Source organism: Rhizobium subbaraonis (assembly GCF_900220975.1).
GTDB lineage: Bacteria > Pseudomonadota > Alphaproteobacteria > Rhizobiales > Rhizobiaceae > Mycoplana > Mycoplana subbaraonis.
In genome coordinates this window covers 201,411-222,732 of record NZ_OBQD01000009.1, presented here as the reverse complement: position 1 = coordinate 222,732, position 21,322 = coordinate 201,411, and the positions used below count along the sequence as shown (strand labels likewise).

Here is a 21,322-nt window from a genome sequence, read left to right as displayed (position 1 = left end):
AGGAAGATCGTCGCCTTCCTGCCGCAACTGGCGCGCCCCGCGAGATCCCTCAGCGCTTCTTCTTCGCCTTGTTGGCGTAGGGGTTTTCCGACGCCTTGAAATGGATGCGGATCGGCACGCCCGGCAGGTCGAAATCGTTGCGCAGGCCGTTGGTGAGATAACGCACGTAGGATTCCGGCAGCGCCTCGGGCCGCGTGCAGGAAATCATGAAGCCCGGCGGGCGGGCCTTCACCTGCGTCATGTACTTCAGCTTCAGCCGGCGGCCGGAAACGGCCGGTGGCGGATGCTGGACCTGCTGCGCATCCAGCCAGCGGTTCAGCCGGGCGGTCGAGATACGGCGGTTCCAGACGCGATCGGTGTCGATGATCGCCTGCATCAGCTTGTCGAGCCCGCGGCCGGTCTGGCCGGAGATCGGCACGGCGCGGATGCCGCGGGCCTGCGGCAGGAGCCGGTCCGTCTTCTCGCGCAGATCGGCCAGAACGGCCTGCGGATCCTCGATCAGGTCCCATTTGTTGAAGGCGAGCACGGCGGCGCGGCCTTCGCGCAGCACGAGGTCAACGATCTGCAGGTCCTGCTTCTCGAAGGGGATGGTCGCGTCGAAGACGATGACGACGGTCTCGGCGAAACGGATGGCACGCAGTCCGTCGGCGACCGAGAGCTTCTCCAGCTTCTCCTGCACCTTCGCCTTGCGGCGCATGCCGGCGGTGTCGAACATCTTGATGGTGCGGCCGCGCCATTCCCACTCGACCGAGATGCTGTCGCGGGTGATGCCGGCTTCGGGACCGGTCAAAAGCCGATCCTCGCCGAGGAAGCGGTTGATCAGCGTGGACTTTCCGGCATTCGGGCGGCCGACGATGGCCACGCGCAGCGGCTTCGTCTCGTCATATTCCGGTTCGTAGTCCTCGTCCTTTTCCAGGCCTTCGGCAGCAGCTTCCGCACGCAGGTCGACATCGGTGACGGCCTCGTCTTCCTCCGGGAAGGCGCGCTCCTCGCCGATCGCAGCGACGATGGCGTCGCGCAGGTCGAGCATGCCCTGGCCGTGCTCGGCCGAGATCGGCGTCGGTTCGCCGAGACCGAGCGTGAAGGCATCGTAGAAACCGCCATCGGAGCCGCGGGCTTCCGACTTGTTGGCGACGAGTACGACGGGCTTGCCCTTGCGGCGCAGCATGTCGGCAAGCGCCGTATCGACGGGGGTCAGGCCCATTTTGGCATCGACGACGAAGAGCGACAGGTCAGCCTCGTCGATCGCCGCTTCCGTCTGGGCGCGCATGCGGCCCTGCAGCGTCTCGGGTGCCGCTTCTTCGAGACCGGCCGTATCGATGATGTGGAATTTCAGGTCGACCAGGCGGGCCTCGCCGGGACGGCGATCGCGGGTCACGCCCGGGGTGTCGTCCACCAGCGCGAGCTTCTTGCCCACCAGCCTGTTGAACAGGGTGGACTTGCCGACATTGGGGCGCCCGACGATGGCGACGGTGAAGCTCATGGGGACGTTCCGTTCAGGTTGAGCCGCGTTGGATCGCGCGGCGTCAGGAGGCCTTGCCGCTGGCGGTGATCAGGTCCAGCATCATCTGGGCGCGGTTGGCGACGTTGCGCGGGCTTTCGCCGTCGTTGACGACCTGCTCGAACCATTCCTTGGCGCGGGCGACGTCGCCGGCCTTGTAGGCCGACAGGCCGAGGACCTCGCGCGCCGAATGGCGCATCGGGTTGGTCGCATTGGTCAGTTGCTCGACTTCCGCCGCCACCTCTTCATAGGAGCCGGTATCGACGAGCAGATAGGCAGCACGCAGACGGGCTGCGTCGCGCAGCGCCTGCGGCACCGAACCATCCTTGGCGATCGCCGTGAAGGCCGTGATCGCGCCCGGCGCATCTCCGCCTTCCGCCAGAAGCGAGGCCGAGCGGATGCGCGCCAGCACAGGGTAGGCTCCGAAACCTTCCTTCTCAAGTGCCGCCAGCTCCTTCTGGCCCGCCTCGCGGTCGCCTTCGCGGATCTGTGTCAGCGCGGACAGGAACTGGTCGCCGGCGGCGGACGATTCTCTTTCGCGCCAGAATTCGTAGCCGACCTTGCCGATCGTGCCGAGGACGACGAGCACGGCAGCGCCGATCAGCACGCGGCCGAACCGACGCCAGATGGAACGCATGCGTTCGGAACGCAGTTCCTCGTTGACTTCGCGGATAAAGCTGTCGTCCTGGTTTACCATTCGTGGTCCGGCTTTCACTCAGATGATAGGTTTTCCGCGCTTCTACCCGATTTTTGCCCCGTTGTAAGGGGGCAGCGCGAAATCCCGCCCATTGCGCGGCTAACGATCAGGGGAGCACGCGAATGCCGATCAGCCATTCGTGCAGCTTCAGCACGATCGCGGCATAGAGCAGAGCGCCGACGATCACCGAGATGACGTCGTATCTGGCAGACACGAACACCGGCAACGTCGCCTCTCCAGCCGCGATCCGCTTCTTCAGCGAAATGCGCAGGATCACCGCCCAGGCGAGGATCGCCACGAACAGCAGCACCGAATAGCTCTCGCCATTGGCAAGCAGGTGCGCGAACGCCCAAAGCTTGATCGCGACGAGCGCGGGGAACTTCAGTTTCGAGCGGATGTATCCGGCCGGCATGAAGGCCGAGACAAGACAGATCGTGGAGATCAGCATCAGCGTGAGCGCGATGTGGGCCATGAAGACCGGCGGATAGTAGAGCATTTCGCCACCGCCATCGCGCGCCAGCACGAAACCATAGGCCATCATGAAAAGGCTGATCAGCGAGACGATGCCGTGCAGCGCCATGAAGGCCGGCTTTCCGAGCCGCGCGATCAGGCCCGCACGTAGGCCGGGCGCGAAGGGACGAACCAGGTGAGTGGCGATGAAGAGGATGATGCCGGCGACCAGCAAAGCCATTGATTTGCGCCTTTCGTGAATGAAATCCGGTGTGCGACCGTCGTCATGGGATAACGCCCCCCACTGCCAATTTCCAGCACGATCACGGCTTTGCCGCATTCACGAACGATGAAGCCCCTTGCAAATTGTCGCGGTAGCCATGTTTCGATCAAGTCTTTCGACCCTTTTCGCCTTTGCCCTTGTCGGTTGTCCGCTGTCTGTCCGCGCCCAGGATCAGGCGCCGGACAAGCCGAAGCAGCTCGTCGTGGTCTCCTTCGACGGCGCGCACGACACCCGGCTCTGGGAGAAGAGCCGCGATATGGCAAAACGCACCGGCGCCCATTTCACCTACTTTCTTTCCTGTACGTTTCTGATGACGAAGGAAGACCGCAAGAGCTATCAGGCACCTCATGAAAAGCGCGGCAAGTCCAACATCGGCTTCGCACCCGACGACGCGGATGTGATCAAGCGGCTGGACGAGATCTGGCGCGCCCGCAGCGAAGGCCACGACATCGGCAGCCATGCCTGCGGCCATTTCGACGGCGCGAAATGGAACGTAGACGACTGGAAACAGGAGTTCGACTTCTTCCGCAACACGCTCCGCGAGGCCTGGGCCAATGCCGGCGTGCCCGAGCGCGAGCCGGTGGAATGGCGCGACTTCGCCGAAAAGGGCATCATCGGCTTCCGCGCGCCCTATCTCGCCACCAGCCCCTCCCTGGTCAACGCGCTGCGCGACTTCGGCTTCCGCTACGATGCAAGCCAGGTGTCGAAGGGTCCGGCCCTGCCCCGCGCCACAGATGACGGCCTAGTCCACTTCGCCCTGCCGCTGATCCCCGAAGGACCGTCGGCCAAGCCTGTCATCGGGATGGACTACAACCTCTTCGTCCGCCACTCGCTCGGCATCGAGGACAAGAAGCACAGCGCCGCCTACGAGGAGAGGACGCTCGTCGCCTACCGGGCAGCCTTCGAAAAGCAATATGAAGGCGACCGCATCCCGCTGCAGCTCGGCTTTCATTTCGTGGAGATGAATGGCGGCGCCTACTGGCGCGCGCTCGACCGCTTCCTCACCGAGGTCTGCGCCAAGCCGGACGTCGCCTGCGTCAGCCATCGCGAGGCGATGGACATCGTCGGCAGGGAGAAGAAGGCGGCCGGAGCCGCCCTCTGACCGTCGTCAGACTAGCCCATCACGGGCTGTTGGCCGCCAGCGCGTCACCATCTTCCTTCCGTTCCAGATATCGCTGGTCGATCTCGGGAAGCGGTTCGTCCTGGATGACCGCTTCGAAGGCCTTGAGGCGTTTGTAGATCGAAAGCAGCTCGACGATCGTGGTCCACGAATTGACCAGATACTGGAAGGATTCGCGCACCTGCCCGAACACGTTCTGAATTTGGCTCATCACGCCTAGGGTCAGCTTGCCAGCGACGATCGAGGGCACCAGCACGAACGTGCCGAACAGGTTGTCTGCCTGCAGATAGAAGATGCGGGCGACGTTGAAATACAGGTAGTGGAAATAGAGGCGGAAGTAGTTCTTCCTCACATTGGCGAAAAGCTGCTGCACGGTCGGAGGCTGAGCCCGGTCGGCGTGATCTTCGCCATAGACCAGTTCCTTACGATAGGCCGCCTCGACGCGCTGGTTGCGAAATTCCAGGCCCGGCAGCTTGATGCCGACCACGGCGAGAAACACCGTGCCGAACAGCGACCAGCAGATTGCCGCCCAGACCAGGGCGTGCGGCACCTCACCGACGAAGGGCAGGACAGTCACCGTGGTGGAGAACTTGAACAGGACCGGGAGGAAGGCGACGAGCGTCATGATCGAGCTGACCAGGCTGACGCCGAGGCCTTCCACGGTCCGCGAAAAGCGCATCGTGTCGTCCTGCACGCGCTGCGAGGCGCCCTCGATGTGACGCAGCTTGTCCCAATGGGACATGTAGAAATCGTTCATCGCCGTGCGCCAGCGGAAAACATAGTGGCTGACGAAGAACAGGTTCAAGGTGCCGATGGTGATCGCGACGAAAGCGATGCCGGCAAAACCGATCATTCCGACAAAGAGATCGGTTTCCGTCGGGATCGGATCCGTCCGGGCGAGGCCCCGCTGGATCATGTCGTAGAACGGCCCGTACCACGCATTGATCGCCACGCTCACCTGCACGGAGAAATAGGTGTTGAAGATGATCAGCGCCGATCCCAGCACGGACCACAGCTGCCATGGATGCGGACTGAAGGTAAACCAGAAGGCGGCAAATACCCCCACCATCAGCGTGTAGTAGAGATAGAACCAAATGAACGGAGGGGACCAGAAGACGGAGACCCCGATGACCGCCTCCTCGCCGGGCTGCAGCGGTGGCAGACCGAAGAACGCTCCCAGTTGCTCCCCGCCGGCGTACCAGATGATCATCGCAAGGGCTGACCACGCGATAACCGACGGAAAGAAGAGCTTGGGATGGGGGAAAAAGGAGACAAACAACTGCAGCGCTTTCTTTTCACGGAGATCCGGTTTGCGGCACGAGCCGAAGACGGCCGGAAACTAAAGCAGTTTCCCCATCGCAACAATCGCAGAGGCCTTGCATTACCGAGATTTAATCAAGTCTGCCGGCCACGCGCGGCAAGCGTCGCTGCCGCCGCGATTGCCAGAGCGGCCGCCGCAGCCAAGCTCGGCAGTCCGTAGCCGCCGCTGATCGATGCCAGCCAGCCGGCCGCCAGAGGGCCGACGATCTGCCCGACGCCAAATGCCGCCGTCATCATCGCAAGCGAGCGGCGCGGGCTCTCCGGCGCCATCGCCCGGCCGAGCTGCAGCCCGTAGGCGGTGACCACCATGAAGGTCGCGCCGAGCAGGACGCCGCCGACCAGAACCGAGGACGGTGCCGGCAGGATCACGGTGGCGGCGACACCCAGCGCCTCCAGCATCAAGGCAGCCTGATAGACGCCGAGAACGCCGAGCCGGCGGTCCAGCCCCTTCCAGACGAAGAGCGACACGGCGGCACTCACGCCGGTGAGAAACCACGTCATCCCCTCCAGCAGATGCCCGCCGCCGCCCTCGCGCGCCATCGCGACGATGAAGGTGGCAGTGACGACATAGCCGATGCCGAACAGGCCGTAGCTCAGCGTCAGCGCCACGAGGGGACGCGGCCAGGCGAGCGGAGGTTCGGGCCTTGCCGCAGCATAGGCATTGCCGCGGGGCAGAAGCGCGGCGACGGCAACAAGGGCAACAGCGGCACCGACGGCGGCGACCAGCCAGTCCAGGCGCCAGCTCGCCAGGCCGGCCGGATGAAACGGCGACAGGCCGAGCACCAACACGGAAGAAAGCGCAATGCCGGCCCCTACCCCCGAAAAATAGATCATCGGAACGCGGCGGTCTCCCGTCGAGGCACCGAACGAAAGCACGACGGCCGACGTGAAGACCATGCCCAGCGCGCTGGAAAGCCCGGCGAGAAAACGGATTACGACGAAGGCGGGTATCGTGCCCGCACCCGCCATCGCCGCCAGCAGCACCACGTTGGCAAACAGCGCCCACAACGCCAGGCTGCGCTCGCGCCCGGCCGCCCATCCGTGCGCAGCCAGAACGGCGCCCAGCAGGTAACCCGCGAAATTGGCCGCCGCAATCAGGCCGCTCTGCGTCGGATCGAGCCCGAGGTCGGCCATCATCGCGGGCAGGACGGGCGTATAGAAGAAGCGCCCGAACCCCATCAGGGAAGCCAGCGCTATGGCGCCGGCGACAGCCACCGTGATTGGTGAAGGGCCAGGCGGTTTGGAAACATGCAGCATGTCATTATCTTATTGCGACGCAACATGGACCGGCAAACGACTATTTCTGATGGAATGTCCACTTTTCCTGATGCTGATGCCGGACCTGAGGCATTTCCAGCCGCGAACCGGCCGATCCGCCCGACGAGGTTCTCAGCCCGGCAGGGTCAGGATCAGCGGGCCGTTCCGGGTTGCCACTACCGTGTGCTCGAACTGCACCGTCGGCGCCTGCGGATCGCTGTAGAGCGTCCAGTCGTCCTCGCCGTTTTCCGCCCATTGCGCGCCGAGCGACAGGAAGGGCTCGACCGTGAAGACCAGCCCCTCGGTCATCACCCGCTTCTCGCGCGGGTCAGGCCAGGTGGCGATCTCCGACGGCTCCTCGTGCAGCGAGCGGCCCACGCCGTGGCTGGCGAGGTTGGCGATCAGGGTGTAGCGGTTCTTGCGGGCAAAGGTTCCGATCGCGTTGCCGATCGCCGAAAGCGGACGGCCGGACTTCACCTCCTTCAGCCCGACCCACATGGCGCGCTTGCCGTCGCGGCAGAGGCGCTCGATGTTGGGCGCGGCGCGGCCGACGGTGAACGACGCGCCGGTGTCGGCGAAATAACCGTCGAGTTCGGCAGAGACGTCGATGTTGACGAGGTCGCCTTCGGCGATCACACGGTCTCCGGGAATGCCGTGGGCCACTTCCTCGTTGACGCTGATGCAGGTGGCACCCGGAAACTCGTAGCACGTTTCGGGCGCCGAACGCGCACCGGCCTCTTCCAGCATGCGCCTCCCGATCAGATCCAGTTCCGCCGTCGTCATGCCGGGCCGGATCGAGGCGGTCATATGCTGCAGGACATTGCCGCAGATGCGGCCGATTGCCTGCATGCCGTGCAGGTCTTCGTCGTTGTTCAGGGTCATCTCGTCTCGCTTTCAGCGGGGCTCCTTAGCATGGCGCGGCGGCCCTTTCCAATGCCTCAGCCAAGAGCCGGTTGCCCGGCCAGCAATTCGCGCACCAGCGGCGCGACCTTCGTGCCGTAAAGTTCGATACCGCGCATGATCTGCGCATGCGGCATCAGGCCGATCGCCATCTGCAGCACGAAGCGGTCGTTGCGGAAGATCCGGTGATGGGCGGCGATCTTTTTTGCCACCGTTTCCGGGTCGCCAAGGAAAAGGTGCCCCTCCGGCCCGGTGGAGAGATCGAACTGCGCACGGCTCGTCGGCCCCCAGCCGCGCTCCGCGCCGATCCTGTTCATCACCGCCGACTGCGGGCCGTAGAACTGGTCCGCCGCAGCCTCGAACGTGTCGGCGATGAAGCCGTGCACGTTAATGCTCGTCTTCAGCTTCGAAACGTCCTCACCGGCGCGGCTGGCGGCTTCGCGGTAAAGATCGAAAAGCGGAGCATAACGCGAAGGCGTGCCGCCGATGATCGCAAGCGCCAGCGGAAGACCGTACGCCCCCGCGCGCGCCACCGATTGTGGCGTGCCGCCGACCGCGATCCAGATCGGCAGCCGGCCATGCAGCGGCCGCGGATAGACCCCAAGCCCGCGGATCGGCGCGCGCGTCTCACCGCTCCAGGTAACCTTCTCGGCGGCGTTGATCGCCAGCAGCAGGTCGAGCTTTTCCTCGAACAGCTTGTCGTAGTCATTGAGATCGTAGCCGAACAGCGGGAAGGACTCGATGAACGAACCGCGGCCGGCCATGATCTCCGCCCTGCCACCGGATATGAGATCGAGCGTCGAGAACTGCTGGAATACCCGCACCGGATCGTCCGACGACAGCACCGTCACCGAGCTGGCAAGGCGGATGTTCTTCGTCCGCGCGGCGGCTGCAGCGAGGATGACGGCGGGCGCAGATGCCGCATAGTCGGGCCGATGATGCTCGCCGATCCCGAAGACGTCGAGACCGACCTGATCGGCCAGCTCGATTTCCTCGATGAGTTCGCGAATCCGCCGCTCGCCCTCCCGCCCCTTGTCGGCGGCAGCGGGATCGACATCGGCGAAGGTGTGAAGGCCAAGTTCCATGGGGTATCTTCCGGACGAATGTTCAGGCTCTCCCACAGATATGGGGCCGCGCCGCGCGTGCAAAGGGCGAATTCGGAAACAATGCGTTCGACGACAGCTACCGCTCGCCGCTGCAGACGTGGGGGCATTGCGAAATCGCCGCTTCCTTGACCCTGCCGGACCCGCCATGGCAAAGAGTTCTCACAACTTGCGACGGCCCCGGGCGGGCCGGATCGCGAATTCGGAGTTCGTTGTTGCGCATCATCTCGCTGTCCACCATTCCGCCACGTTTCGCCACGCTGGCGCCGACACTGAAAAGCCTGGTGAGCCAGAAGGGCCACGTAGACGAAATTCGCCTCTATGTTCCTGAACGCTACCGCCGCTTTCCCGACTACGACGGCACGCTGCCGCAGGTGCCGGACGGTGTGAAGATCGTGCGGCCGGACAGCGACCTCGGGCCGGCCTCGAAGGTGCTGTTCGCCGCCCGCGAACTACGCGGCAGGCAGGAGGCGCAGATCCTTTTTTGCGACGACGACAAGATCTTCGGTCCCAACTGGGCGGCCGACCTCTTCGCCGCACAGGCCGCACGCCCTGGTGAATGCGTCGCGCTGAACGGCAAGGGCATCCCGCCGCACCGCGGCAAGCCGGGGCCGTTCCAGCCGAAGGCCAAGCGCGCAGGCAAGCTGGACCTGCCGCTGCGCGCCCGGCGGCTGAGCCACAGGCTCGCTTACATGCTCTTGCGCACCGGCGCGCCGCGGCCGATGCGCCGTCCGATCGCCAAGTCCGGTTATGTCGATATCCTGCAGGGCCTTGGCGGTGTCGTGGTGCGCCCCGACTTCTTCGACGACACCGCCTACGACATTCCCGATGCGGTCTGGACGGTGGACGACGTCTGGCTTTCGGGCCTGCTCGCCTGGAAGGGTATCCCCATCTGGCTGCCGGCAGGCATCGAGGAACCACTGACGACGGACGCGCACGACATCGATTCCCTCTACCGCTCGACGATCGAGGGGATCACCCGCAAGGACGCCAATCGTGCTTCGGTCGCCTACATGCAGGAGCGCTTCGGCATCTGGAAGTAGGCGCTCAAGCGGCGTCGAAGCACCCCGTGCGCCGGCCCCCTCAAAGCTTGGAGGCGACCGCCTCGAGCTGGGTTGCGACCTGCCCCCAGCCGCCATGGAAGCCCATCGTCTCGTGCGTCCTGGCGTCTTCCACGTTCCAGTGGCGGGCGATCGCGGTATAGCGGCTGCGCCCGTCGCCAAGGTCATCGAAGAGGATCTCGGCCGTGAAGAACGCCTTCTCGGTCGGTTTCCAGTCCGGCCCGAAGGCATCGGTGAAGATGATCCGGCGGTCCTTCTCCACCTCCAGCAGGACGCCGGTCGAATCCATGTGGAAATTGTCCGGCCCGGTCATCACGGTACGGAACTTGCCGCCGTCGCGCGGCTCGATCTCGACAATCGGCGTCTCGTAGGGCTTCGGCGCGAACCACTGGGTCATCAGGGCCGGGGTCGTCCAGGCCTTGAAGAGCTGCGCAGGTGTCGCGTTCAGTACGCGCGTGAGAACCAGTTCGCGCTCGTTGGCCGGCTTGATCTCGACGGTCGTGTCCATGGTCTTTCTCCTCGTAGGTTTTCCGATCGCTTCCCACCAAGGACGCACAGGGTGGCCGCGATCCGACACCGGCTGCCGATTTTTTCGCATCATTTCGCCGTAACGGCGATATCGCGGGCGAGAGCGTCGAGATGCTGGCGGATATGGCCGGCTTCCGCGGCGGTGGTGGCAAGCGTGATCGCACGCTCGAAGGCGTCATGGGCCTCGCGGTCGCGGCCGAGCTGCTGCAGCAGACCGCCCCTCAGCCCGTGGAAATGGAAGTATCCGGACAGCCGGTCCGCCAGGGGCTCGATCAGGTCCAGCGCCGTCTGCGGCCCCTGTCGCTTCGATACGGCCACGGCGCGGTTGAGGGTGACGACGGGCGACGGCTGGATGCGCTCCAGCGACTGGTACAACAGGTCGATCTGCTCCCAGTCCGTCTGCGCCGCCGTCTCCGCGCGCGCATGCAGCGCGGCGATCGCCGCCTGGATCTGGTAGGGACCCGGCGCACGGTGACGCAGCGCCTTGTCGATCAGCGCCAGCGCCTCGCGGATCGCGCGTCTGTCCCAGAGGCTGCGGTCCTGGTCCTCCAGCAACACGATCTGCCCGTCGGCGCTAAAGCGTGCACTGCGCCGCGAGTGCTGGAGAAGCAGCAGGGCCGTCAGCCCCATGATCTCCGGCTCGGCCGGAAAGAGCCGCAGCAACAGCCGCGACAGCCGGATCGCCTCCTCGCAGAAAGGCGTATCGGCACGTCGCGCCTCACCGGCGGAATAGCCTTCGTTGAAGACGAGGTAGATCATGGCGGCCACCACGCCGAGGCGCTCGGCGCGCGATGCTGCGTCCGGCACCTCGAACGGCAGGCCGGCTGCGGCAATCTTCGCCTTGGCCCGGGTGATGCGCTGTTCCATCGCCGCTTCCGACACCAGGAAGGCGCGGGCGATCTGGCGCACGGACAGCCCGGAGACGATGCGCAGTGCCAGCGCGATCTGCTGCGTCGCAGGCAATTCGGGATGGCAGCAAACGAAGAGAAGCCGCAGGATGTCGTCGCGGTAGTGCGAGCCGTCCAGCCGCTCCGCCAGATCCCCCTCTACGTCATCGAGATCCGACAGCAGCTCCTCGGGCGGCAGCGGTTCCTGTCGCGCCCGCTTGCGCAGGTGATCGATGCCGCTGTTGCGGCCGACAAAGATCACCCAGGCGACCGGATCGCGCGGCGGCCCCTTCTCCGGCCAGGTGCGCACGGCCCGGAGGCACGCCTCCTGAAAGGCCTCTTCCGCAAGGTCGAGATCGCGGAAATAGCGCAGAAGCGCACCCATCGCCTGCGGGCGGGCGGAGGAAAGCGCCAGGTCTATCCATGAAAGCTCGCTCACAGCGCCTCCAGCGAACCGCCCGGCTTGAAGACGCGGAGCGGCCTGATCTCGTAGGCGCCCACGCCCGGATTGGCGACGGCCAGTTCCCTGGCGAAGGCGATAGCCTCGTCGAGCGTTTCCATGTCGACAAGGAAGAAGCCGAGAAACTGCTCCTTCGTTTCCGCAAAGGGACCATCGACGATGAAGCTCTCGCCGGAGGACTTTCGCAACGTCGTCGCAGCCGTCGTAGGCATCAGCCGGGCGACCGGCCCGAGTTTGCCAGCCGCGGCATACTTTCTCTCGACCGCGGCGAGATCGGACATCACCTTGTCCTCCTCCTCCCGGCTCCACGCGGCGACTGCATCCTCGGAATTGTAACAAAGCACGGCATAAAGCATCGGACACTCCTTCCTCGATATGACGTAGAAGTAGCGCCGATCCCGACAGCACGCATGAAATTTTTCAACGGATGGCGGTACGGCGGGCGGCAGTACAAAAGCGACCGCGCCACGCCGGATCAGATCTCGAACACGTCGTCCTGCCAGAACACGATGACGTAGCCGCCCGTCGGCTCACTCTCCGAGGCCCAGGCCTGCAACTGCGTGTGGTACGGCTCGCTGCACCAGATATCCGCATGGTCGGGATCGACCAGCAGCGTGATCTGCGGCCCCTGCCGGTAGATCATCATATGCGAGCGCGCCGGTTCCCACTCCTCACCCAACGCTTCGTCAGTCATCCAGAGGCACAGAAAGTCCCGGCAGACGGAAGGCCTGTGCTCGTAGATCGAGCACCCCTTCTCCTCGATGCAATGCCTGCACCAGACATTGGCCGGTTTCTCGAACAGATCGATTTCAGGCAGACGGCAACAGAGCGTGCAGGTGCCGCATGACCGGCCGGCGACCGTCTTCGAAGAGTGGTCCATGCGCAAGTCCATAGCATCTGTCCCGTGGACCTGGGCCATAGCATCTGGAGGAACGCCCCAAAAGAGCGGTCAATGCGCCTTCCACCACGCAGCCGACGACAAGACCGATGGCTGCAATCGCCAGGCCAGGTGTCCGCCATCGAAGGGAAGGCGTCGTTTGATCTTGCCCGCGTTCAGCAATCGGCGCTCAACGTGCGGCGCACCGCGTCCTTCCATCCGGCAACCTTGGCCTGTCGGACCGCCTCGTCCATCTGCGGTTCGAAGCGGCGATCACGCGCCCAGGAACGGGCGATACCCTCCCGGTCCGGCCAGACGCCGGCACGCTGGCCGGCGAGCCAGGCAGCGCCCAGCGCCGTCGTCTCCAGAATGGTGGGGCGATCGACGGGCGCGTCCAGGATGTCGGCGAGCCGCTGCATCGTCCAGTCCGAGGCGACCATGCCGCCGTCGACGCGCAGCACCGTGTCGCCCGTACCGTTGGTCCAGTCGCCCCGCATCGCCTCCAGCAGGTCGCGCGTCTGGAAGCAGACCGCCTCCAGCGCCGCCCGCGCGAATTCGGCAGGCCCCGTGCCGCGCGTCATGCCGTAAATCGCAGCACGCGCCTCGGCGTCCCAATGCGGCGCGCCAAGCCCGGTGAAGGCCGGCACGAGATAGACCGCCTGCATCGGATCCGCCTTGGCGGCAAGCTCGCTCGCCTCGGATGCGGTACCGATGATCTTCAATCCGTCGCGCAGCCACTGAACGGCGGCACCCGCGATGAAGATCGAGCCCTCGAGCGCATAGGTCGTCTCGCCGTCCAGCCGGTAGGCGATGGTCGTCAGCAGCCGGTTCTTCGAAGGCACCCTGTCCTTGCCGGTGTTCAGCAGGGCAAAGCAGCCGGTACCGTAGGTGGATTTCATCATGCCGGGCTCGAAACAGGCCTGGCCGATCGTCGCCGCCTGCTGGTCGCCGGCAACGCCGAGGATCGGGACTTCCGCTCCCAGATGCGACCGCTCGGTGACGCCGAAGTCGGCAGCGCAGTCGCGCACTTCGGGCAGCATCGCCTTCGGCACGTCGAGAATGCCGAGCAGCTCGTCGTCCCAGGCATTGGTTGCAATGTCGAACATCAGCGTGCGGCTGGCATTGGTCGCATCGGTGAGGAAGGAGCGGCCGCCGGTAAGCCGCCAGATGAGGAAGGTGTCGACGGTACCGAAGCAGAGTTCGCCGCGCGCGGCACGCTCACGGGCGCCGTCCACGTGATCGAGGATCCAGGCAAGCTTGGTGCCGGAGAAATACGGGTCGAGAAGCAACCCGGTCTTGCGGGTGAAAAGCTCTTCCAGCCCTTGCCGTTTCAGCTCGTCGCAGCGTTCGGCCGTCCGCCGGTCCTGCCAGACGACGGCATTGTGGATCGGCCGGCCGGTGTCGCGATCCCAAACCACCACCGTCTCGCGCTGGTTGGTGATGCCGATGGCCGCGAGCTCCGATGCGCCGATGCCCGCCTGCTCGAGCGCCACGCGCGCCGACCAGATCACGCTTTCCCATATGTCCTCGGGATTGTGCTCCACCCAGCCGGAGCGGGGGAAGATCTGCGGAAACTCGCGCTGGCCGACACCCGCCACCTTCTGGCTTTCGTCGAACACGATCGCCCGGCTCGAGGTCGTGCCCTGGTCGATCGCGAGAATATAGCCACCCATGAAAAACCTCCCCGATAGCTGCGGCCGCTCCCCAGGGTGTTGACCCTCGGCCTTCGGAATCATCATTACGACATCAAAACGAATGTCAAAAGAAAATAAAACGCAAATCGCACCGCACATCCAGGTCCCAAAAGCGGATTGCGCCGCCCCGTTCTTTGCGCGTAGGCTGGACATGATGCGGTGCGCCGGGAGTGTCGCGCATTGCAACGACAGGGAGAAGGCTAGAGATGAAGACAGCCGTCGTTACCGGCTCCACCAGCGGCATCGGCCTTGCGATCGCGACCGCCTTCGCCGAAGGCGGAGCCAACGTCGTCCTCAACGGACTGGGCGATCCTGCCGAGATCGAGAAGATCCGAAAGCGGCTCGCCGCAACCGGCGGCGGCAAGGTGAGCTATCATCCGGCCGACATGACGAAGCCTGCGGAAATCGCCGACATGATCGAGACCGCAGCCGGCGAATTCGGCGGCGTGGATATCCTTGTCAACAATGCAGGAATCCAGCACGTCGAAAAGATCGAGGATTTCCCCGTCGAGAAGTGGGACCAGATCATCGCCATCAACCTGTCGAGCTCGTTCCACACCATCCGGGCGGCAATCCCCGGCATGAAGGCCAGGGGCTGGGGGCGCATCATCAACATCGCCTCGGCCCACGGGCTGGTCGCCTCACCGTTCAAGTCGGCCTATGTGGCCGCAAAGCATGGTATCATGGGCCTGACGAAGGCCGTGGCACTCGAAGTCGCCGACCAGGGCATCACCGTCAATGCCATTTGCCCGGGCTACGTGCTGACGCCGCTGGTCGAAAAGCAGATCCCCGACACCGCGCGCGCCCGCGGTATCACCGAGGCGCAGGTGAAGTCGGACGTGATGTTGAAGTTCCAGCCGACCAAGGAATTCGTTTCCGTCGACGAGGTCGCCGCCGCCGCCGTCTATCTTGCAAGCGATGCCGCGCGCTCCGTCACCGGAACGCACATTTCCATCGACGGTGGCTGGACCGCCCAATAGGCAGCGCATATCGAGGCAAAGGAAGACGCATGCAGCAGACCAGTCGTATACGCCTCATCCTCAACGATGAAGACGTCGTCCTGGACGATGTGCCCGCAACCAGCACGCTTCTGGACTGGCTGCGCCTCCGCCGCCGGCTGACCGGCACGAAGGAAGGCTGTGCGGAGGGCGACTGCGGCGCCTGCACCGTGCTCGTAGGCCGTCTCATCGCCGGCAGCCTCGTCTACGAGAGCGTGAACGCCTGCATACGCCTGCTCGGCTCGATGAACGCCACCCATGTCGTCACCGTCGAGCATCTCGCCGCCCCCGACGGCGCCCTGCATCCTGTGCAGCAGGCGCTTGTCGACCATCACGGCTCGCAATGTGGCTTCTGCACGCCGGGCTTCGTGATGTCGCTCTACGGCCTTTGGCTTTCCAGCGACAGGCCCGGCCGGCCGGAGATCGAGAAGGCGCTGCAGGGCAATCTCTGTCGCTGCACCGGCTATGAGCCGATCGTGGCCGCCGCAGAAGCCGTCGCAGCCACCCGTCCGAGCGCCGTCTTCGACCCTATCGAGCGCACGCGCGCCGCGGTGAAGGAAAAGCTTGCCGCACTTGCGCCGCGCGAGACGGTCCGGATGGGCGAGGTCGGCAACCGCCTCGTTATACCCGCCGACGTCGGCGCGCTTGCCGAGGTGCTCGCGACAGAACCGAAAGCGACGCTGGTCGCCGGCTCCACGGATGTCGGGCTCTGGGTCACCAAGCAGATGCGCGCGCTGGATCCCGTCGTCTTTATCAATCACCTGCAGGAACTGCAGACGATCGAACGCAGCGACGACGGGCTGACGATCGGCGCCGGCGTCACCTATACGCAAGCCTTTGCCGCGCTCTGCGAGATGGTCCCGGCGCTGCGGCCGCTGATAGACCGCATCGGCGGCGCGCAGGTGCGCAACATGGGTACGATCGGCGGCAACATCGCCAACGGCTCGCCGATCGGCGACACACCGCCACCGCTGATCGCGCTGGGCGCCACCCTTGTCCTGCGCTCCACGGCCGGGCGCCGCCAACTGCCGCTGGAGGATTATTTCATCGAATACGGCAGGCAGGACCGCCGACCCGGCGAATTCGTCGAAAGCCTGTTCGTGCCGGCGCCGGCTGCGGACGAACGCTTCGCCGTCTACAAGCTTTCCAAACGCCGCGACGAGGACATTTCGGCGCTCTGCGGCGCCTTCCGCATCGCACTCGACCCCGCCGGTAGCGTCACGGATGCCCGCATTTGTTTCGGCGGCATGGCCGGCACGCCGAAGCGCGCGGCCCATGTCGAGGCGGCCCTCGTCGGCCGTCCGTGGAGCGAGGCGACGGCGCAGGCCGCGGCCACGGAACTGGACAAGGATTACGCGCCGCTGACCGACTGGCGTGCCACCGCAGCCTACCGGATGCTGGCGGCACAGAACCTGATGACACGGTTCTATCTGGAGACAACAGGCGAGCCGGCACAACTGCACCGGTTCGGGGAGGTGGCATGATGGCCGGGTTGACTTCCGTCGTAACCGTCGTGCGCTGGCTCGGACGTGGAGATGCCCCGATACCGAACCCGTCAACCTGCTTCACTTTGCCCCCACGACTGCCCTTGACCCCAGCCCTCTCCCAGCAGGCAGGGAGAAGGGGATGCAGCCGTTTCGCCCAGCCCCCTTCGCCCCGCTTGCGGGGAGAAGGGGCCGGCAGGCGGATGAGGGGCAGCTTGATAGGAACCCAGCCAGCCCGGTGGCCGTCGCAGGCATCGTCCCCGCAGGTGCGCCGATGGGATGAAAGAGCCGGAGGTGAACGCTGATGGATAAGTCCGCCTTCGAGGAGCGCAAGACCATCTCCGCTCCGATGCACGCCCCGCTCCGCCACGACAGCGCCCACAAGCACGTGGCGGGCAGCGCCGACTATATCGACGACATGCCCGAGCCCGAGGGAACGCTGCATGCAGCGCTCGGCATGAGCGACCGGGCGCATGCCGAAATCGTCTCGATGGACCTATCCGCCGTCCGCGCGGCACCCGGCGTCGTCTGGGTGATGACCGGCGCCGACGTGCCCGGCCACAACGACATCAGCCCGACCGGGCGCCATGACGAACCGGTGCTGGCGGAAGGAAGGGTCGAATTCCACGGCCAGCCGGTCTTCGCCGTGATCGCCGAAAGCCGCGAGGCGGCGCGAAGGGCAGCAAGGCTGGCGAAGATCGAATACCGCGACCTGCCGCACCGGACGGACGTGACGGATACAATCGCAAACGGCGCAACGCTCGTCACGGATCCGCTGACCTTGTCGCGCGGCGATGCCGATGCGGCCCTTGCCGCCTCACCCCGCACCATCTCGGGCGAAATGCGCATCGGCGGCCAGGACCATTTCTATCTCGAGGGCCATATCGCGCTTGCCATCCCGGGCGAGGATGATGAGGTCACCGTGTGGTCCTCCACCCAGCATCCGAGCGAGGTGCAGCACATGGTCGGCCATGCGCTGGGCGTTCCGTCCAATGCGGTGACCGTGCAGGTGCGCCGCATGGGCGGCGGCTTCGGCGGCAAGGAGACGCAGTCGAACCAGTTCGCCGCCATCGCCGCGATCGCCGCAAAGAGGCTGAAGCGCGCGGTGAAATTCCGTCCCGACCGCGACGAGGACATGACGACGACCGGCAAGCGGCACGACTTCCTGGTCGCCTACGAGGCCGGCTTCGACGACGACGGGCGTATCCTGGCAGTCGAGGCGAATTATGCCGCCCGCTGCGGCTTCTCCTCCGATCTTTCGGGTCCCGTGACCGACCGCGCCCTGTTCCATGCCGACAACGCCTATTTCTATCCCGACGTGCGGCTGACTTCGCAGCCGCTGAAGACGAACACGGTCTCCAACACCGCCTTCCGCGGCTTCGGCGGACCACAGGGGATGGTCGGCGGCGAACGGATCGTCGAGGAGATCGCCTATGCGCTCGGCAAGGACCCGCTGGAGATCCGCAAGCGCAATTTCTACGGCGAGCCAGGCTCAGACCGCGTTCTGACGCCCTATCACCAGCCGGTCGAGGACAACATCGTCCATCGCATCGTCGACGAGCTGGAGCAGACTTCGGACTATCAGGCGCGACGACAGGCGATCCTCGACTTCAACGCCAAAAGCCGTGTCATCCGCAAGGGCATCGCGCTGACGCCGGTCAAGTTCGGCATCTCGTTCACCGCCACCTGGTACAATCAGGCAGGCGCCTTGGTGCATGTCTACCAGGACGGCTCTATCCACCTGAACCACGGCGGCACCGAGATGGGCCAGGGCCTGTTCACCAAGGTGGCGCAGGTGCTGGCCGACGCCTTCCAGGTGGACATCGCAACGGTGAAGATCACCGCGACAACGACGGCGAAGGTGCCGAACACCTCGGCCACCGCCGCCTCCTCCGGCTCGGACCTGAACGGCATGGCTGCCTACGATGCCGCGCGGCAGATCAAGGAGCGGCTCGTGGCGTTTGCCGCCGAAAAGTGGGATGTGTCGCCGGACGACGTCGCCTTCGTGCCGCATCACGTGCGCATCGGCGAGACGCTGGTCCCCTTCGCCGATTTCATCAGGCAGGCCTACATGGCCCGCGTCCAGCTTTCCGCCACCGGCTTCTACAAGACGCCGAAGATCCACTGGGATCGGGCGAAGGGCATGGGCTCGCCCTTCTACTATTTCGCCTATGGTGCTGCCGTCTCCGAGGTCTCGATCGACACGCTGACCGGCGAATACCAGGTCGACCGCGTCGATGTCCTCCACGACGTCGGCCGCTCGCTGAACCCTGCGATCGACAAGGGCCAGGTCGAAGGCGCCTTCGTGCAGGGCATGGGCTGGCTGACAACGGAGGAGCTCTGGTGGGACGACAAGGGCCGGCTGCGCACCCACGCCCCCTCCACCTACAAGATCCCGCTCGCCTCCGACCGTCCGAAGGTCTTCAACGTCCGCCTCGCCGAATGGTCGGAAAACGCAGAACCCACCATCGGCCGCTCCAAGGCCGTCGGCGAACCGCCCTTCATGCTGGCGATTTCGGTGCTGGAGGCGCTGTCAATGGCGGTGGCAAGCGTGGCCGAGTACCGGCACTGCCCGAAGCTGGATGCACCGGCGACGCCCGAACGGGTGCTGATGGCGGTGGAGCGGTTGCGGGGGATTTGAGGGCGCGGCGCGCGCACTCGCCACGCGCAGGCTGAGGGTTCAGCCAAGGTGACGGAGGCAGATTTCGCGCGGAAAAGAGCCCGGCGCTATGGCCGGGCTCTGCGCATTCTGTCCGGTTATTCAGTCCAGTCTGTCCATTCAGTTCAGTGGCGATGCTCCGGCTCAGTGGTGATGCTCAGGCATCTCCTTGAGCTGGTCCTTCGTCCAGCTTGTGACGGCGTGGACTTCGCCGTCCTCGTCGCGCATGAATTCGAGATCGCTGAGCGGAACCGCCACCGGCTTCGCACCGATTCCCAGGAAACCGCCAACATCGATGATCGCTGTACCTGATGCGCCCGTGCCATGGACATGGTCCAGCTTGCCGACCTTGTGGTCGTCGGCTCCGTAGATCGTCGCGCCTTCGAGTATTTCGGGCGTCAGTTCCGCAACGCCAAGTCGAACGTGTTGGGTGTGATCCATTTTTCTGATCCTCCATGTTGGATGCACCGCCCTAACCATGCGCGGGGCCGATTGTTCCAACGCCGGAAGACGAAGTGGCTGGCGTCGGGAGAGCAGCGCCCCCCTGCCAGGCTCAATAGCTTTCGTCGCGATACCGATCACGCCCGTCGAGCAGTCCGATGTCGCGCTTCAGGTGATCCGGCATCGTCTCCAGATCGAGACAGGGAACACGCGTGCCGAGCGAGGGCATCAGCGCATCCACGATCGCGCGCACCCACCAGTCGAACGGTGCAGGCAGCGGGTTTCGGGTGGAGGCAGGTTCGCGGGCGAGATCGGGGCAGGTCATAACGACACCTCATGGGCGGCTGTTGAACTTGCTTGCAGTGTGCGCCCCGAAGTGCTCGAATTCCAATCGAACCTTCGTCTGCATGCATCAAGAGAGCTTATCCATGAAGATGGCCCGGCAGTTTCCGTTGAATGCGATGCGCGTCTTCGACGCGGCCGCCCGACATGCGAGCTTTACCCGCGCCGGCGAGGAACTTGGCATGACGCAGACGGCCGTCAGCTACCAGATCAAGCTGCTGGAGGATCTGATCGGCGAGCCGTTGTTCCTGCGCCGGCCACGTCAGGTCGTGCTGACGGAGGTAGGCCAGCGGCTGGCGCCGAAGGTCGCCGAAGCCTTCGCCATCCTCGGTGACGCCTTCGCCTCGGTGCTCGAGGATGCCGAGGGCACGCTGGTGATCTCCGCGACCTACACGATCGCCTCGAAATGGCTGGCGCCGCATCTCGGCTCCTTCCATCTGCAGAACCCGGCAGTCGCCGTGCGCCTCCTGACGGACCAGCGCCTTGTCGATTTCTCCCGCGAGGCCGTGGATGTCGCCATCCGCTACGGCGACGGGAACTGGCCGGGCCTCGCCTGCCACCGTTTGATGGAGCTGACCTTCACGCCGATGATGAGCCCGAAGCTGGCAGACAGCGTCGGCGGCATCGAAAAGCCGGAAGACCTGCTGAAGCTGCCGATCTTCGACCCCACTGACCCTTGGTGGGCCCTGTGGTTTGCCAAGGCCGGTGTGCCCGATGTCGATCTCGGCGACCGGCCGCACACCTATCTCGGCACGCAGACGCTGGAAGCCGACACGGTCATGGGCGGCCACGGCATCGCCATGCTCAATCCGGAGTTCTATGCCCAAGAGGTCGCGCTCGGGCGGCTCTGCCAGCCGTTCGACATCGCCTGCACAGATGGAAAGGCCCATTGGCTGGTCTATCCCGAGAGCCGGCGCAACGTGCCCAAGATCAAGCTGTTTCGCAATTGGCTTCGCTCCGAGCTGCCGACCTTCGTCGACTGAAGCGGCGAGGGTCAAGGACCGAGCCCTCGCCTGTAATACCCCCTCTGGCCTGCCGGCCATCCTCCCACAAGAGACGCGTGGCGACCCTCTTCTTCCGTCATCCCGGCCCCCGAGCCGGGATCCAGCCGCGCCGCGTCCGCGGCACGAAAGAAACCTTTTGCGCGCGCTGGATGCGGGATCACGCCCGGCATGACGAATGGGAGAGCGCCGGCGGAACGCCGGCGGCCCGGCCAGGTTATATTAGTCCTCCCCCTTGCAGGGAGGGGTTCTTCGCTTG

General features: G+C 65.1%; 20 protein-coding genes. 6 read left to right on the top strand and 14 right to left on the bottom strand.

Annotated features, from left to right (window positions below; genetic code table 11):
- Nucleotides 1-49 precede the first annotated feature (49 nt).
- The 3 genes from der to CRO48_RS15725 form a co-directional block, all read right to left on the bottom strand.
- Nucleotides 50-1,483, bottom strand: a complete 1,434-nt coding sequence (gene der, locus CRO48_RS15735; RefSeq protein WP_097140807.1) for a ribosome biogenesis GTPase Der — start codon at nucleotides 1,481-1,483, stop codon at nucleotides 50-52.
- 43 nt (nucleotides 1,484-1,526) lie between these two features.
- A complete protein-coding gene (locus tag CRO48_RS15730; protein ID WP_097140806.1) occupies nucleotides 1,527-2,198 on the bottom strand; it encodes a tetratricopeptide repeat protein in 672 nt (223 codons plus the stop codon).
- Between the two features lie 106 nt (nucleotides 2,199-2,304).
- Nucleotides 2,305-2,889 carry an NnrU family protein gene (locus CRO48_RS15725; protein WP_097140805.1) on the bottom strand — a complete coding sequence of 195 codons (585 nt, stop codon included), beginning with the start codon at nucleotides 2,887-2,889 and terminating at the stop codon, nucleotides 2,305-2,307.
- A 139-nt stretch (nucleotides 2,890-3,028) separates the two neighbouring features.
- On the opposite strand from CRO48_RS15725, the gene CRO48_RS15720 reads away from it, so the two are divergent.
- Nucleotides 3,029-4,033 carry a polysaccharide deacetylase family protein gene (locus CRO48_RS15720; protein ID WP_245423538.1) on the top strand — a complete coding sequence of 335 codons (1,005 nt, stop codon included), beginning with the start codon at nucleotides 3,029-3,031 and terminating at the stop codon, nucleotides 4,031-4,033.
- 19 nt (nucleotides 4,034-4,052) lie between these two features.
- On the opposite strand, the gene bacA is transcribed toward CRO48_RS15720, so the two are convergent.
- From bacA to CRO48_RS15700, 4 genes are all read right to left on the bottom strand, one after another.
- Entirely contained in the window at nucleotides 4,053-5,330 is a 1,278-nt protein-coding gene (gene bacA, locus CRO48_RS15715; RefSeq protein WP_097140803.1) for a bacteroid development protein BacA, read from the bottom strand.
- A 116-nt stretch (nucleotides 5,331-5,446) separates the two neighbouring features.
- Nucleotides 5,447-6,628, bottom strand: a complete 1,182-nt coding sequence (locus CRO48_RS15710; RefSeq protein WP_097140802.1) for a YbfB/YjiJ family MFS transporter — start codon at nucleotides 6,626-6,628, stop codon at nucleotides 5,447-5,449.
- Between the two features lie 132 nt (nucleotides 6,629-6,760).
- The gene (map, locus tag CRO48_RS15705; RefSeq protein WP_097140801.1) at nucleotides 6,761-7,510 is read right to left on the bottom strand and encodes a type I methionyl aminopeptidase; all 750 of its coding nucleotides are present in this window, start codon (nucleotides 7,508-7,510) and stop codon (nucleotides 6,761-6,763) included.
- A gap of 56 nt (nucleotides 7,511-7,566) precedes the next feature.
- Nucleotides 7,567-8,613, bottom strand: coding sequence for an LLM class flavin-dependent oxidoreductase (locus CRO48_RS15700; protein WP_097140800.1), 1,047 nt, complete (start codon nucleotides 8,611-8,613; stop codon nucleotides 7,567-7,569).
- Nucleotides 8,614-8,846: 233 nt separating this feature from the next.
- Between CRO48_RS15700 and CRO48_RS15695 the strand changes: the two genes are divergently transcribed.
- Entirely contained in the window at nucleotides 8,847-9,674 is an 828-nt protein-coding gene (locus CRO48_RS15695; RefSeq protein WP_097140799.1) for a glycosyltransferase, read from the top strand.
- A gap of 40 nt (nucleotides 9,675-9,714) precedes the next feature.
- Here CRO48_RS15695 and CRO48_RS15690 read toward each other — a convergent pair whose 3' ends face one another.
- The 5 genes from CRO48_RS15690 to glpK all read right to left on the bottom strand — a co-directional run bounded on the left by CRO48_RS15690 (nucleotide 9,715) and on the right by glpK (nucleotide 14,117).
- On the bottom strand, nucleotides 9,715-10,200 hold the full coding sequence (locus CRO48_RS15690) for an SRPBCC family protein (protein ID WP_097140798.1): 486 nt from the start codon (nucleotides 10,198-10,200) through the stop codon (nucleotides 9,715-9,717).
- 89 nt (nucleotides 10,201-10,289) lie between these two features.
- Complete coding sequence (locus CRO48_RS15685) at nucleotides 10,290-11,546, bottom strand: RNA polymerase sigma factor (RefSeq protein WP_097140797.1); 1,257 nt, start codon at nucleotides 11,544-11,546, stop codon at nucleotides 10,290-10,292.
- On the bottom strand, nucleotides 11,543-11,923 hold the full coding sequence (locus tag CRO48_RS15680; RefSeq protein ID WP_097140796.1) for a YciI family protein: 381 nt from the start codon (nucleotides 11,921-11,923) through the stop codon (nucleotides 11,543-11,545). The genes CRO48_RS15685 and CRO48_RS15680 overlap by 4 nt, the downstream gene beginning before the upstream one ends.
- A gap of 119 nt (nucleotides 11,924-12,042) precedes the next feature.
- The gene (locus CRO48_RS15675) at nucleotides 12,043-12,447 is read right to left on the bottom strand and encodes a YkgJ family cysteine cluster protein (protein WP_097140873.1); all 405 of its coding nucleotides are present in this window, start codon (nucleotides 12,445-12,447) and stop codon (nucleotides 12,043-12,045) included.
- 173 nt (nucleotides 12,448-12,620) lie between these two features.
- Nucleotides 12,621-14,117 carry a glycerol kinase GlpK gene (glpK, locus tag CRO48_RS15670; protein WP_097140795.1) on the bottom strand — a complete coding sequence of 499 codons (1,497 nt, stop codon included), beginning with the start codon at nucleotides 14,115-14,117 and terminating at the stop codon, nucleotides 12,621-12,623.
- Nucleotides 14,118-14,344: 227 nt separating this feature from the next.
- On the opposite strand from glpK, the gene CRO48_RS15665 reads away from it, so the two are divergent.
- The 3 genes from CRO48_RS15665 to xdhB all read left to right on the top strand — a co-directional run bounded on the left by CRO48_RS15665 (nucleotide 14,345) and on the right by xdhB (nucleotide 19,261).
- On the top strand, nucleotides 14,345-15,118 hold the full coding sequence (locus CRO48_RS15665; RefSeq protein ID WP_097140794.1) for a 3-hydroxybutyrate dehydrogenase: 774 nt from the start codon (nucleotides 14,345-14,347) through the stop codon (nucleotides 15,116-15,118).
- A gap of 29 nt (nucleotides 15,119-15,147) precedes the next feature.
- Nucleotides 15,148-16,620 carry a xanthine dehydrogenase small subunit gene (xdhA, locus tag CRO48_RS15660; RefSeq protein WP_097140793.1) on the top strand — a complete coding sequence of 491 codons (1,473 nt, stop codon included), beginning with the start codon at nucleotides 15,148-15,150 and terminating at the stop codon, nucleotides 16,618-16,620.
- A 304-nt stretch (nucleotides 16,621-16,924) separates the two neighbouring features.
- Nucleotides 16,925-19,261, top strand: coding sequence for a xanthine dehydrogenase molybdopterin binding subunit (xdhB, locus tag CRO48_RS15655; protein ID WP_097140792.1), 2,337 nt, complete (start codon nucleotides 16,925-16,927; stop codon nucleotides 19,259-19,261).
- A gap of 162 nt (nucleotides 19,262-19,423) precedes the next feature.
- Here the strand turns inward: xdhB and CRO48_RS15650 are convergent, their stop codons facing one another.
- Nucleotides 19,424-19,720: a PRC-barrel domain-containing protein gene (locus CRO48_RS15650; RefSeq protein ID WP_097140791.1), complete on the bottom strand. Its 297-nt coding sequence runs from the start codon at nucleotides 19,718-19,720 to the stop codon at nucleotides 19,424-19,426.
- Nucleotides 19,721-19,832: 112 nt separating this feature from the next.
- Entirely contained in the window at nucleotides 19,833-20,045 is a 213-nt protein-coding gene (locus CRO48_RS15645; RefSeq protein WP_097140790.1) for a hypothetical protein, read from the bottom strand.
- A gap of 103 nt (nucleotides 20,046-20,148) precedes the next feature.
- Here CRO48_RS15645 and CRO48_RS15640 point away from each other — a divergent pair, with 103 nt between their 5' ends.
- Nucleotides 20,149-21,045 (top strand): LysR substrate-binding domain-containing protein, encoded by an 897-nt coding sequence (locus CRO48_RS15640; protein ID WP_097140789.1) that lies wholly within the window; start codon nucleotides 20,149-20,151, stop codon nucleotides 21,043-21,045.
- The last annotated feature ends 277 nt before the right edge of the window (nucleotides 21,046-21,322 follow it).

Bases quoted from the DNA above. Each gene is read 5' to 3' on its own strand.
- der (WP_097140807.1), bottom strand. From the start codon at position 1,483: ATGAGCTTCACCGTCGCCATCGTCGGGCGCCCCAATGTCGGCAAGTCC.
- CRO48_RS15730 (WP_097140806.1), bottom strand. From the start codon at position 2,198: ATGGTAAACCAGGACGACAGCTTTATCCGCGAAGTCAACGAGGAACTG.
- CRO48_RS15725 (WP_097140805.1), bottom strand. From the start codon at position 2,889: ATGGCTTTGCTGGTCGCCGGCATCATCCTCTTCATCGCCACTCACCTG.
- CRO48_RS15720 (WP_245423538.1), top strand. From the start codon at position 3,029: ATGTTTCGATCAAGTCTTTCGACCCTTTTCGCCTTTGCCCTTGTCGGT.
- CRO48_RS15710 (WP_097140802.1), bottom strand. From the start codon at position 6,628: ATGCTGCATGTTTCCAAACCGCCTGGCCCTTCACCAATCACGGTGGCT.
- map (WP_097140801.1), bottom strand. From the start codon at position 7,510: ATGACCCTGAACAACGACGAAGACCTGCACGGCATGCAGGCAATCGGC.
- CRO48_RS15700 (WP_097140800.1), bottom strand. From the start codon at position 8,613: ATGGAACTTGGCCTTCACACCTTCGCCGATGTCGATCCCGCTGCCGCC.
- CRO48_RS15690 (WP_097140798.1), bottom strand. From the start codon at position 10,200: ATGGACACGACCGTCGAGATCAAGCCGGCCAACGAGCGCGAACTGGTT.
- CRO48_RS15680 (WP_097140796.1), bottom strand. From the start codon at position 11,923: ATGCTTTATGCCGTGCTTTGTTACAATTCCGAGGATGCAGTCGCCGCG.
- CRO48_RS15675 (WP_097140873.1), bottom strand. From the start codon at position 12,447: ATGGACCACTCTTCGAAGACGGTCGCCGGCCGGTCATGCGGCACCTGC.
- glpK (WP_097140795.1), bottom strand. From the start codon at position 14,117: ATGGGTGGCTATATTCTCGCGATCGACCAGGGCACGACCTCGAGCCGG.
- CRO48_RS15665 (WP_097140794.1), top strand. From the start codon at position 14,345: ATGAAGACAGCCGTCGTTACCGGCTCCACCAGCGGCATCGGCCTTGCG.
- xdhA (WP_097140793.1), top strand. From the start codon at position 15,148: ATGCAGCAGACCAGTCGTATACGCCTCATCCTCAACGATGAAGACGTC.
- xdhB (WP_097140792.1), top strand. From the start codon at position 16,925: ATGGATAAGTCCGCCTTCGAGGAGCGCAAGACCATCTCCGCTCCGATG.
- CRO48_RS15650 (WP_097140791.1), bottom strand. From the start codon at position 19,720: ATGGATCACACCCAACACGTTCGACTTGGCGTTGCGGAACTGACGCCC.
- CRO48_RS15645 (WP_097140790.1), bottom strand. From the start codon at position 20,045: ATGACCTGCCCCGATCTCGCCCGCGAACCTGCCTCCACCCGAAACCCG.
- CRO48_RS15640 (WP_097140789.1), top strand. From the start codon at position 20,149: ATGAAGATGGCCCGGCAGTTTCCGTTGAATGCGATGCGCGTCTTCGAC.